At 73.6% G+C, this 11796-nt stretch carries 10 protein-coding genes and 1 pseudogene; 5 read left to right on the top strand and 6 right to left on the bottom strand.

The window, feature by feature from the left end; all coding sequences use genetic code 11:
• Positions 1-42 precede the first annotated feature (42 nt).
• Complete coding sequence (locus J7E86_RS11225) at positions 43-1266, top strand: IS4 family transposase (RefSeq protein WP_215081438.1); 1224 nt, start codon at positions 43-45, stop codon at positions 1264-1266.
• 663 nt (positions 1267-1929) lie between these two features.
• Positions 1930-3633 (top strand): annotated as a pseudogene (gene murJ, locus J7E86_RS11220) (murein biosynthesis integral membrane protein MurJ); the annotation flags it as partial.
• A gap of 294 nt (positions 3634-3927) precedes the next feature.
• On the opposite strand, the gene J7E86_RS11210 reads toward murJ, so the two are convergent.
• From J7E86_RS11210 to J7E86_RS11195, 4 genes are read right to left on the bottom strand one after another with little or no spacing between them, the layout of a single operon-like run.
• A complete protein-coding gene (locus tag J7E86_RS11210; protein WP_215081432.1) occupies positions 3928-4992 on the bottom strand; it encodes a nitronate monooxygenase family protein in 1065 nt (354 codons plus the stop codon).
• On the bottom strand, positions 4989-5744 hold the full coding sequence (locus J7E86_RS11205; RefSeq protein WP_215081431.1) for a CoA-transferase subunit beta: 756 nt from the start codon (positions 5742-5744) through the stop codon (positions 4989-4991). Before J7E86_RS11205 ends, J7E86_RS11210 begins: the two co-directional genes overlap by 4 nt.
• On the bottom strand, positions 5741-6586 hold the full coding sequence (locus J7E86_RS11200; protein ID WP_215081437.1) for a CoA transferase subunit A: 846 nt from the start codon (positions 6584-6586) through the stop codon (positions 5741-5743). The genes J7E86_RS11205 and J7E86_RS11200 overlap by 4 nt, the downstream gene beginning before the upstream one ends.
• Positions 6587-6600: 14 nt before the next feature.
• The gene (locus J7E86_RS11195) at positions 6601-7353 is read right to left on the bottom strand and encodes an enoyl-CoA hydratase family protein (protein WP_215081430.1); all 753 of its coding nucleotides are present in this window, start codon (positions 7351-7353) and stop codon (positions 6601-6603) included.
• 80 nt (positions 7354-7433) lie between these two features.
• Between J7E86_RS11195 and J7E86_RS11190 the strand changes: the two genes are divergently transcribed.
• Both J7E86_RS11190 and J7E86_RS11185 read left to right on the top strand, forming a co-directional pair.
• Positions 7434-8216: an SDR family oxidoreductase gene (locus J7E86_RS11190; protein WP_215081429.1), complete on the top strand. Its 783-nt coding sequence runs from the start codon at positions 7434-7436 to the stop codon at positions 8214-8216.
• Positions 8217-8220: 4 nt separating this feature from the next.
• Positions 8221-9138, top strand: a complete 918-nt coding sequence (locus J7E86_RS11185) for an SDR family oxidoreductase (RefSeq protein ID WP_215081428.1) — start codon at positions 8221-8223, stop codon at positions 9136-9138.
• Positions 9139-9263: 125 nt separating this feature from the next.
• On the opposite strand, the gene J7E86_RS31850 is transcribed toward J7E86_RS11185, so the two are convergent.
• Positions 9264-9851 carry an FAD-dependent oxidoreductase gene (locus tag J7E86_RS31850; protein WP_308312555.1) on the bottom strand — a complete coding sequence of 196 codons (588 nt, stop codon included), beginning with the start codon at positions 9849-9851 and terminating at the stop codon, positions 9264-9266.
• A 422-nt stretch (positions 9852-10273) separates the two neighbouring features.
• On the opposite strand from J7E86_RS31850, the gene J7E86_RS31840 reads away from it, so the two are divergent.
• Positions 10274-10639 carry an MOSC domain-containing protein gene (locus J7E86_RS31840; protein ID WP_215081436.1) on the top strand — a complete coding sequence of 122 codons (366 nt, stop codon included), beginning with the start codon at positions 10274-10276 and terminating at the stop codon, positions 10637-10639.
• Here J7E86_RS31840 and J7E86_RS11170 read toward each other — a convergent pair.
• The gene (locus J7E86_RS11170) at positions 10573-11757 is read right to left on the bottom strand and encodes an MFS transporter (RefSeq protein WP_215081426.1); all 1185 of its coding nucleotides are present in this window, start codon (positions 11755-11757) and stop codon (positions 10573-10575) included. The two genes, J7E86_RS31840 and J7E86_RS11170, sit on opposite strands and share 67 nt — an antisense overlap.
• Between the last annotated feature and the right edge of the window lie 39 nt (positions 11758-11796).

Genomic DNA, 11796 nt, shown 5'->3' with positions numbered 1-11796 from the left:
CAATGCCGGTGACTTAGGCGGTTGTGCTTCGTTGTCGTCGGTGTGGCGAGGGTGGGGCAGGTCAGGGCGCCTGCGGGTGAGCGGTTGTCGGACCGGATCGCGATCGGGGTGCTGACGCAGGCGTTTCCGCCGGAACTGATCGATGAGGTGGTCACGGAGACCGGGCGGGGCGAGCAGCGCAGCCGTCTGCTGCCGGCCCGGGTGGTCGTGTACTTCGTGCTGGCGATGTGTCTGTTCTTCGGGCATCCGTATGAGGAGGTCGCGCGGCTGCTGGGCGATGGGCTGGGGAGCCGGGGGCGGTCGTGGCGGGTGCCGACGACTGCCGCGATCGGGCGGGCGCGTCGGCGCCTGGGCTCTGAGCCGTTGAGGATGCTGTTCGCGCGGGTGTGCCGTCCGGTGGCGGTGCCGGAGACGACGGGTGCCTGGTATCAGCGGTGGCGTCTGGTGGGGGTGGACGGCACGACTTTGGACCTGGCGGACACAGCGGAGAACGACAGCTTCTTCAGCCGCCCGGGGTCCGGGCGGGGGACGGGCGCATTCCCGCAGGCCAGGGTCGTGGCACTGGTGGAGTGCGGGACGCACGCGGTGTTCGGTGCGGCGGTCGGGCCGCTATCGGTAAGTGAGCCGGTGCTGTCCCGGCAGCTGTTCACCCGCCTGCGGGCTGGGATGCTGCTGCTGGCCGACCGGGGCTTTTACGGGTTCGAGTTGTGGCAGGCCGCCCGGGCAACTGGCGCGGACCTGCTGTGGCGGATGCGTAAGACCGCGGCTCTGCCCGTGGCGCAGGTTCTGGCCGACGGCTCCTACCTCAGCACGGTCCATGCCGAGCCGGACCGCAAGAGCCGCCGCAACCCGGTGGTGGTCCGCGTGATCGAGTACACCCTTGCCCGCACCGGCGATGCCACCGTCTACCGTCTGCTGACCACCCTGCTCGATCCTGAGCAGGCGCCGGCGAAGGAGCTGGCCGCGCTCTACGCCCAGCGGTGGGAGATCGAGACCACGCTGGACGAGATCAAGACCCACCAGCGCGGCCCGAGGCTCGTCCTGCGCTCGAGATACCCGTGGGGCGTGGAGCAGGAGATCTACGGCTTCCTCTTGGTGCACCACGCCATCCGGCGGCTGATGCACCAGGCCGCCACCGGCCAGGGCCTTGATCCCAACCGGCTCTCCTTCACCCGGTCCCTGCGGATCGTGCGCCGCCAGGTCCCGGCCCAGGCGGCGTTTTCCCCCCGGCCGACTCACCCGGGCACTGACCCGCACCCTGGCTGAGATCACCGAACGCCTGCTGCCCCCACGCCGCCGCCGAACCTGCCCCCGAGTGATCAAACGCAAGATGTCCAACTGGCCACTCAAACGGGCCGAGCACCGCAACTGGACACCACCCGCACCGGACACCGTGACCATCACCCGGCAAGGCACAACCTAAGTCACCGGCATTGGGCCTAGGCCGGGTCCGGGGGATCACGTGAGCGGGCGGCTGCGGGGCCGTATCGTCCGCACCACCGCTGCGCGGTGGTGTCCTCAATCTCCCCCAGCTACCGCTGGGGGTGCCCCCAACGGGCTGAAAGCGGTTGAGCCCAGCCGAATCAAGCCCGTCTGGGGGCACCTCCCAGCGGTAGCTGGGGGAGCTTGAGGACGCGCCCGCAGGGCGCCCGCCGCCGTAGGCGGCAAAGACGGCCCGCAGCCGAACGACCCGCCGGACGCGGCGCCTAGGAATCGTCCGGCGAGTCATGAGGTACAGCGATCTGTCGCAGCCCGTCGGCCGGCGACAGCGAGCCCGCCGCGGCCAATGGACCGTGGGTGAGGAGGAGAGTGGTCGTGGGGACGCCGGATGACGGAACGTATGGCCGATGGCGGGAGGACGTCGAGGCCGGTCACCCGGCGGCTGCCCGGCCTGCCGAAGGGCCTGCCTCAGGCGTCCTCTCCCCTCCGTACCGCGACCAGCAGACCCCAGGACGCATTCACGCTCCGGACCCCGAGTCTGATCCAGCTCCCGGGAAGTCCGGCGGAGGCCGCGCCTCCAGCCTCTTGAGGTCCAGCGCCGTGATGGCGGCGGGCACACTGGTCTCCCGGCTCACCGGTTTCGTACGCAGCCTCGTGATCACCGCGGCGCTGGGCACCGCGATACTCGGTGATGCCTACACCGTGGCCTACACCCTCCCGACGATGATGTACATCCTCACCGTCGGCGGCGGCCTCAACTCCGTTTTCGTACCGCAGCTCGTGCGAGCCATGAAGAGCGACGAGGACGGTGGCGAGGCGTATGCCAACCGCCTGCTCACCCTCGTGATGGTGACGCTCGGCGTCATTGTCGCCATCGCGGTGCTCGCGGCACCTTTGCTGGTGCGGCTGATGTCGGGCACCATCGCCGGTGACGAGCCGGCCAACAGCGTCGCCGTCGCCTTCGCCCGCTATTGCCTGCCCACCATCTTCTTCATGGGCCTGCATGTCGTGCTGGGCCAGATCCTCAACGCCCGCGGCAAGTTCGGCGCGATGATGTGGACCCCGGTCCTCAACAACATCGTCATGATCGCTACGTTCGGATCGTTCGTCTGGGTCTACGGCACCGCCGGCGAGTCCCGCATGCGAGTGGAAACCATCCCGCCGGAGGGCATGAGGCTGCTCGGTATCGGTACCCTGCTCGGCCTCGTGGTGCAGGCCCTGGCGATGATCCCGTACCTGCGCGAGACCGGCTTCCGATTCCGCCCCCGCTTCGACTGGAAGGGCCACGGTCTCGGTAGAACGGTCAAACTCGCCAAATGGACCGTGCTGTTCGTCCTCGCCAACCAAGCCGGCGCTGTCGTCGTCACCCAGCTGGCCACCGCCGCCGGCAAGGCATCCGGCAGGGAAGGCACCGGCTTCACCGCCTACAGCAACGCCCAACTGATCTGGGGCATGCCGCAGGCCATCATCACCGTGTCGGTCATGGCCGCCGTGCTGCCCCGTATCTCCCGCTCCGCCCAGGACAACGACCCGGGCGCGGTACGCGACGAGATCTCCCGAGGGCTGCGCACATCGGCCGTCGCGATCGTCCCCGTGGCGTTCGCGTTCCTCGCGCTCGGCCTTCCGATATCGACCCTGCTCTTCGCCGGCGCCGACGTCGACGCCGCCCGTGGCATGGGCTTCATCCTCATGGCGTTCGGCCTCGGGCTCATTCCCTACTCGGTGCAGTACGTCGTGCTGCGCGGCTTCCACGCGTACGAGGACACCCGGACGCCCTTCTGCAACACGGTCGTCGTCGCCGCTGTCAACGGCGCCGCGTCCGCCCTCTGCTACTACCTGCTCCCCTCCCACTGGGCGGTCGTCGGCATGGCGGCCTCCTACGGTCTCGCCTACGCCGTCGGCCTGGGCTTCGCGTGGAGCCGGCTGCGCGACCGACTCGGCGGCGACCTCGACGGCCCCCGCGTCCTGCGTACGTACGCCCGGCTCTGCCTCGCGTCGGCGCCGGCGGCGATCGCCGCCGGCGCGGCGGCCTATGCCCTCACCCAAAGCCTGGGCGACAGCGCCCTCGGCTCACTCAGGGCGCTGGCCGGCGGCGGTGCCGTACTGCTCGGTGTCTTCACCGTCGCGGCGAAGTGCCTTCGCGTCGAGGAACTGAACGCCATGGTCGCCGTGGTCAAAGGCCGCCTCGGCTGAACGCCCACCGTCGCCGTACAGGGGTGTTTCCCCACGCCGGGGAACGATCACCGCCAGGTGGGGGAGCGATCGCGAAGCCGACCCTCGTGCTATTCAGGAACGGTGACCCCTTCGCCGAGGCGCCGTTCCAGGCGATGAAGTAGTCGTTTCCATGCTTCGCCGCATCGAGGCCGCAGTCGAGCTGGGGATGACCGGCGTGCATTACCGGGAGCCTGCGGATCTCCAGAAGGTGTTGGGCTTCCTGCTCGACGGCTGAGAGCGCACGCGCGCAGCAGCGCGGTGAGCATAGCTCGGTCATCGCTCCCCAGGCCCCTGGCCCGCCCCCAGCCCCGCCACCGTCTCCCAGGCCTGGTTCATGACGCGTTGCACCAGTTCCGCGCACGTCGGCAGGTCGTCGATGAGGCCGGTCACCTGGCCCGCGGCCATCACGCCGCCGTCCGTCCGGCCGTCCACCATCGCCGCCTTCAGGAGCATCGGGGTGTTCGCGGCGAGCAGTACCTGGCTCCACGACAGGTCGCGCCCGTGCCGCATGGCCAGGCCGTCGCGGAGCAGGGACGTCCAGCCGAGGCCGGAAAGGGTGCGGAAGGCCGCGGCGTGCCGCAGGGCCCGTACGAGGGTGGCGGTGCGGCCGGAGTGCTCCAGGGCGGTGACGAACGGGGTGCGCAGCATGCGGTGCGGCAGGCCGTCGACCTTCGTGGTGACGGTGACGTCCGTGACCGTCGCGGCCAGATAGGCGGCCTTCACCGCCGCCGGGACCGTGCTGTCGGCGGTCAGCAGGAACCGGGTGCCCATCGCCACCCCGGCGGCCCCGAACGCGAGGGCTGCCACCAGGCCCCGGCCGTCGTGGAAGCCGCCCGCTGCGACGACCGGGATGTCCACCGCGTCCACGACCTGCGGCAGCAGCACCGACGTCGCCACCCCGCCCGTGTGCCCGCCGCCCTCGCCGCCCTGCACCACGACCGCGTCCGCGCCCCACGCCGCGACCTTCTCCGCGTGCCGCCGCGCGCCGACGGAGGGAATGACGACGACACCCGCGTCCTTCAGCCGGGCGATCAGGTCCCGGGAGGGTGCCAGCGCGAAGGAGGCGACCCGTACGCCCTCCTCGACGATGATGCCCACGCGCACGGCCACGTCACCGGCGTCGGCGCGCAGGTTGACGCCGAACGGCCGGTCCGTGCGCGACCGCACCTCGCGGACGGCCGACCGGAGCTGACCGGGCGTCATGGTCGCGGCGCCCAGTACGCCGAGCGCGCCCGCGTTCGCCACCGCCGAGACCAGGCGGGGGCCGGCCACCCAGCCCATGCCGGTCTGTACGAGCGGGTACCGGACGCCGGTCAGCTCGGTGAGGGGCGTCCTCACGCCCGTACCTCCCTCGCGCGCAGCCCGTCCGGATCGATCACCTCGCGGATCAGCCGCAGTTCCCCGGCCGTCGGCATGCGGGTGCGCGGCACGTCGGCGGGCACGTCGAGCGGGAAGCCCGTCGCGGCCCGTACCTCCTCGGCGGTGACGCCGGGGTGCAGCGAGCGGACCCGCATCGTGCGGTCGGGCCTCTCGAAGTCCAGGACCGCCAGGTCGGTGACCACGCACCGGATGCCGTGGAAGCGTGTCGCGGACGGTCCGGCGGCCGCCGCCCGGTCGTAGCCGACGCCGCAGACCATGTCGACCCGCTCGACCAGCACGCGCGGCGTGTGCCGGGGTATCCAGTAACTGGTCGGGTGGTTGAGGGTGTTGACCGTCGCCCCGCGCACGCCCAGCAGCTGCCGGGCGGGCCGCTCCGGGCCGCCGATGCGGGAGATGTTCTGGTTGCCGTGCCGGTCGAGCTGGCTCGCGCCCATCATCACGTGCCGCTTGCCGCCGGCGGCCAGCGCGAGGTGGCGGCGGAACGGCAGCCAGCCCTCGGCCACCCGCGCGGGCGCGCCCAGCGCCGGCACATCGGCGACGAGCGTCGCCTCGCCGTCCGTCAGCAGCAGCTCCGGCGAGAAGGTCAGCTTCGCCAGCCGCGCCCCGGCCGTCGGCACCAGCCCCATCGGGCTCGCCAGGATCTCCCCGTCGCCCCGCCACGCCTCCGCGCAGGCCACGACGCACACCTCGGCCCTGCCCGCCCCGCTCACGCGGCCTCCCCGGTGAAGTCCGCGACGGCGGCGCGGTACGCCCCCTCGTCCCCCGACAGGAACCGGCCGGTGAACTCCCGCCACGCGGCCGGGTCGGCGGCCGCCTCGGCGTACGCGGCCTGGAACGCCTCGTCCCGCCCGTAGTCCGGCACACAGGACGTGAAGTGCGCCCCGCCATGCGCCTCGACGACACCGCTGACGCAGTGCCGCCGCACCAGCAGCGTCTGCGGCCCGCCGGCCGGGGCGAACTCGGCGGTCGCGACGACGCGTTCGCACGAGACGTACGCCTCCCGCGCGGCCTCGCAGAACAGGTCGTCGAAGTAGGGGTCCGGGCCCAGGTACTGGGCGTTGCCCCGCGCGTCCGCCCGGTTGAGGTGCACCAGCGCGACGTCGAGCGTGAGCGCGGGCACGGCGGCGAACTCCTCGCCGTCCTCGTACGGCGAGGTGACCGTGCGCAGGCCGCCGGCCGTCATCAGATCGGAGCCCAGGCCCGCACGGACGGGCAGGAACGGCAGCCGGTGCGCGGCGGCCGTCAGGCCCCACAGGATCATCGCCTCGTCCAGCTCCATGAGTTCGAGCTCGCCGCGTTGCCGGGCGGCCCGGAAGTGCGGTTCGAGCGGGATGGAGTCGAGCGTGGTGAAGGCCGCGACGAGCTTGCGTATGCGCCCGGCGGCCGCCAGCAGACCCACGTCCGGGCCGCCGCAGGAGACGACGGTCAGGTCGCGGACGTCCGAGCGCAGCAGGGCCCGGACGAGTGCCATCGGCTTGCGGCGCGAGCCCCAGCCGCCGATGCCGACGGTCATGCCGCTCTCCAGGCGGGACACGGCCTCGTCGGCGGTCATGGTCTTGTCGGTGCTCACGGCCGCTCCTTCCCGGCGCCGAACGCCGCACGGAGGTGGTCGGCGACACCGCTGAGGTTCGCCTCGAAGGTGAAGCCCTGCTCGTAGCGGTAGCCGCGGTGGACATCGACGGGGTCGATGCCGTTGAGCGCGGCCTTGGCCAGCCGCAGCAGCGAACCGTCCTTGGCGGCGATCTCACGGGCCAGTTCCAGTGCGGCGGCGGGGAGTTCCGGGGCCGGCACGACCCGCCACACCGACCCGTGCCGGTGCAGCTCGCGCGCGCTCACCGTCCGCGAGGTGTAGTAGAGGGTGCGCATCAGGTGCTGCGGTACGAGCCGGGACAGGTGCGTGGCGGCGCCGAGCGCGCCCCGGTCCAGCTCGGGCAGGCCGAAGACGGCGTCGTCGGAGGCGACGACGGCGTCGGCGTTGCCGGCGAGGCCGACGCCTCCGCCCAGGCAGAAGCCGTGCACGGCGGCGACGAGGGGCACCTGGCAGTCGTAGACCGCCGAAAAGGCCGCCGCACAACCGTGGTTGGCGCCGAGCAGGGCCTGGTGTCCGGGTGAGCGCCGGATCTCCTTCAGGTCGACCCCGGCGTTGAAGCCGCGCCCGGCGGCGGCCAGGACCACGCAGCGGACGGCCGGGTCGGCGCCGGCCGCGCGCACGGCGTCGGCGAGCTCGTACCACCCGCGCACGGGAAGCGCGTTGACGGGCGGGAAGTCCACGGTGACGACGGCGACGCCCGGTTCGGGGCGGGAGGTGGAGACACCCATCAGTGGATCAGCTACCTTTCCACCAAACGTTTGTTAGGTCCGACGGTAGCAGCGGATTCACCACCCCGGGAGGTGGCCGGATGGACAGCGCGCAGGACCCGTACGGCCGGGTCGCCGTCGTCACCGGTGGTACGCGCGGCGTCGGCGCGGGCATCGCCCGGGCCTTCCTGCGCACCGGCGCGCACGTCGTGATCTGCGCCCGCAGACCCCCGGAGCGGCCGGTCGCGGCCGGCGGCCTGACCGCCCGCTTCCTGCCCGTGGAACTGCGGGACGCGGACGCCGTACGGGCCTTCCTCGCCCGCGTCGTGGGCGAGTACGGGCGCGTGGACGTGCTGGTCAACAACGCCGGCGGTACGCCGTTCCGGCCGCTCGGCACGGCGGACGCGGCCGGTCACGCCCGGATCATGGACCTGAACCTCACCGCGCCGCTGACCGCCTCCCTCGCCGCCTACCGCCACATGCGCGAACAGCCCTCCGGCGGCTGCGTCCTGATGGTCGGCAGCGTGAGCGGCTCGCGCCCCTCGCCCGGCACCGCCGCCTACGGCGCGGCCAAGGCGGGGCTGGAACACCTCGCCCGCACCATGGCCGTCGAATGGGCCCCCGCGATCCGCGTCAACACCCTCGTCCTCGGCATGGTGCGCACCGAGTCGGCCCGCCTCCACTACGGCGACGCGGACGGCGTCGCCGCCGTCGCCCGCACGGTGCCCGCCGGCCGGCTCGCCGAACCAGACGAGATCGGCGCCGCCGCCGTCTTCCTCGCCTCCGAACGGGCCGCCTACATCACCGGCGCCAGCCTGCTCGTCCACGGCGGCGGGGAGCGCCCGGCCTTCCTCGACGCAGCCTCCGTCAACCACCAGGAGTGAACGGATGACCGGAACCCGCACCGGACGCGTCGCCGTCGTCACCGGCGCCGGCCGCGGCCTCGGCCGGGCCCACGCGCTCGCCCTCGCCGCGGCGGGGGTACGCGTCGTCGTCAACGACCTCGGCACCGGCCCCGGCGGCGAGGGAGGCTCCGCGGACCCGGCCCGGAGCGTGGCCGACGAGATCACCGGGCTGGGCGGCGAGGCCGTCGCCCACCGCGGCGACATCGCCACCACCGGGGGCGCGGCCTCCCTCGTCGCCACCGCGCTGGACGCCTACGGGCGTCTCGACGCCCTCGTCAACAACGCCGGCTTCCTGCGCGACCGGATGCTCGTCAACCTCGACGAGGACGACTGGGACGCCGTCGTCCACGTCCACCTCAAGGGCCACTTCCTGCCCCTGCGGCACGCCGCCGCGCACTGGCGCGCCGAGACGAAGGCGGGCCGTACGCCGGAGGCCCGCGTCGTCAACACCACGTCGGGCGCGGGCCTCCTGGGCAGCGTGGGCCAGGCCAACTACGCCGCTGCCAAGGCCGGCGTCGTCGCCCTGACCCTCGTGGCGGCCGCCGAACTCGCCCGCTACGGCGTCCGGGCGAACGCCGTCGCCCCGGCCGCCCGCACCCGCATGACCGAGCGGACGTTCGCCGCGACGATGACGGCACCGGAGAGCGGCTTCGACGCGATGGCGCCCGAGAACGTCTCCCCGCTGGTGGTATGGCTCGCGTCGGCGGACTCGGCCGGCGTCACGGGCCGCGTCTTCGAGGCGGAGGGCGGCCGCATCACCGTCATGGAGGGCTGGCGGCGCGGACCCACGACGGAGAAGGCGGAGCGCTGGGCACCGGAGGAGGTGGGGGAGGAGGTGCGCGGACTGCTGAGGCGGGCACGGGAGGCGGAACCGGTGTACGGCGCTCCGCGGCCCTCGTGACGCTCCGGCGTCCGGGGGCACGGTGTACGGCGCTCCGCGGCCCTCGTGATGCTGCGGGGGTCACGGTGTAAGGCGCTCCCCGGATCTCGTGACGCTCCGGCGTCCGGGCGCCCGTCACCACCCGCTCAGCCGGCCGTCTCTCCGGTGATCTCGCGGGTGACCCGGTCCGCGGAGTGCGGGGCGCCCTCGATGTAACCGCACCAGCGGGTGGCCGTCTCCGTCCCCGCCCAGTGGATACGGTCCACCGGCCGCCGCAGGGCGGGTCCCAGGCCGGTCCAGGCGCCGGGAGGGAAGAGCGCGGCGTATCCGCCGCGGGTCCACTCCTCGGCCGTCCAGTCCTTCTCCGCGTAGTGCCGCGGCGCGGCGGCGCGGGCGCCGAAGAGACGGGCGGCCTGGGTGGTCACCGCGGCACGGCGGGCGGTGGCGGAGAGGCGGGCGTGGGCCCGGGCGGCGGGTCCCTCGACGAAGCCGGCCAGCACACCGCAGGAGCCGTCCGCGGGACTGCTGTCGAAGACCACCGACATCGGCCCGCGCAGGCTCGTGACCTGCCCGCTTTCCCCCTGTACTTCCTGCGCTCCCTCGCCTACGCGGCCATCCCCGCCGTGCTCGACGTCGGCGTCGCGGCCGTCACCGTCCTGCCGGCCGCTCTGCTGGCCGCGGGCACGCGGCTGGACGCGGGGAACATCACCCCACTGCTGCGCCGGCTCGGCCACCGGCCGTCCGAGGGGCCCGACCGGTCGTGGTGGTCGCGCGTGGCGGCGCGCGTCGCCCGCCGTCCGCTGGCCGTCGCCGCGCCCGTCGCCGTGCTGCTGGTGTTCCTCAGGGCGCTGCTGGACCTCCACCCGCGCTACACGCGGGAACCGGAGGCCGGTCTGCCGTCGCCGCCCGTCGGGGTGCCGCTGCCCGGAGGGGGCGAGGCCGTCGCGGGCGACGCCATGGCGGCCGTCGCGCTGAGCGAGCACCTCGGGCGGAAGGTCAGCCTGTGGCCCCGCTTGCCGGCCGGTGAGCGGACGCACTACCTGCGCGCCTATCCCGAGGACGTCGAGCAGTACCTCAAGGACCTCTTCGGGGTGCCGGACCTGGGTGAGGTGCCCGACCTCTCCACACTGCCACCGGAGGTCGCGGAGTTCCGACCATTCCCGGCACGTACTTCGACGCCTTTCCCGTCCACCTGGTCACCACCGGAGCCCTGGCCGCCCTGGCGGGGGCCGCGGGGACCACGGCCGACACCAGGAGGTTCCGGCCCAACCTCGTGGTGGAGGGCCCCGCCGACCCCGACTGGCTCGGGCGTACGGTGCGCGTCGGCGGAGCCGTCCTGCGGGTGGAGGCGGCCTGCCCGCACTGCGTGATGATCTCGCTGCCCCAGCAGGGCCTGCCCGCCGACCGCGGGCTGCTGCGCACCGTCCACCGCGACTTCGGGCACGCCGTCGGCTTCTACGCGTCGGTGGAGCAGCCGGGCCGGGTGGGCTGTGGTGACCGGGTGGAGCCCTTGGCCGGCTGACGGCGGGTGGCCAGCACCAGGGCGAGGACAGCCGCCGCGCCACCGGCGAGAAGGGTGGCGGCCGCCACGCTCATGGCACTGGTCATCGCTCCCGCGGCGAGCGGCGCCAGCGCGAGTCCGCCGGTGTAGGCGACGTTGTACAGCGCGTACGCCGCACCGTAGGCGGCCGGACGGGTGTGCTCGGCGAAGACGGCGACCAGGACCAGGGTGGGGGCGAGGACGACCTGGGCGCCGAAGCCGACCACCACCAGCCCGACGACGGACAGGACCGTGGAGTCCCGGCCCGTGAGCAGGAATCCCACCGCGGTGACCAGCGCGCCGCAGGCGGCCATCCGGGGCGCGCCGACCCGGTCGGCGAGTGCGCCCGCGAGAGGCGCGGCGGTGCTGCCGCCCAGGGCCGCGGCGGCGAAGGCCAGGCCGATCCCCGCGCGCCCCAGGCCCAGTTGGTCCAGGTGCAGCGGGAGGATGGGCTCGGGGAGCGCGATCGCGGCGGCGCCCATGGCCGTCAGCGCGATCAGCATGCCGGCACCGGGGCCGCGGAGCACCGTCCGGTAGGGCAGCCGCACATCGGTGGTGACCACCGGCTTCACCAGGAGGATCCGGGCGAGGGCGTCACCCGCGGCGAGGACGGCGACGAGGAGGAAGGGGGCGCGCGGCCCGAAGGCGTCGACGAGCGGGCCGCTGAGCGCCGGGCCGAGGAGGACGCCGACGCCGACGGCGGACAGGGCCAGCCCCATCGAGCGCCCGCGCCGGTCCGGGGCGTGCGTGGCGGCGATGAGCGCGAGCCCGGAGGTCCACGACGCCGACGCGGCGATGCCCTGGGCGGCGCGGGCGATCAGCAGTGCGCTCAGGCCCGCGGCCCCGGTGGTGTTGATGGCACCGGCGAACAGGGCGGTGGCGGCGGCGAGTCCGACCAGACCCGCCAGCATCGGGGCACGGGGGCCGTGCCGGTCCACCCACGCGCCGATGAACGGGGTCGCGCCCAGCAGCGCCACCGCGTACACGGCGAAGAGCACGCCCGCCGTCATGGCGGAGCCGTCGACGGCGGGGAGCCGGGGCAGCAGAGGAACGATGCTGCCGTAGAGGAACATGTCGACGCCCAGCGCGATCGCGGTCACGGCGACAGCGGCGCCGGGGCGGGTTGTCGGAGAGGCGGA

The sequence above is a fragment of the Streptomyces sp. ISL-11 genome, assembly GCF_018614525.1.
Classification (GTDB): domain Bacteria; phylum Actinomycetota; class Actinomycetes; order Streptomycetales; family Streptomycetaceae; genus Streptomyces.
The sequence above is the reverse complement of the archived record's forward strand: the minus strand, read 5'-3'. Positions and strand labels throughout refer to the sequence as shown.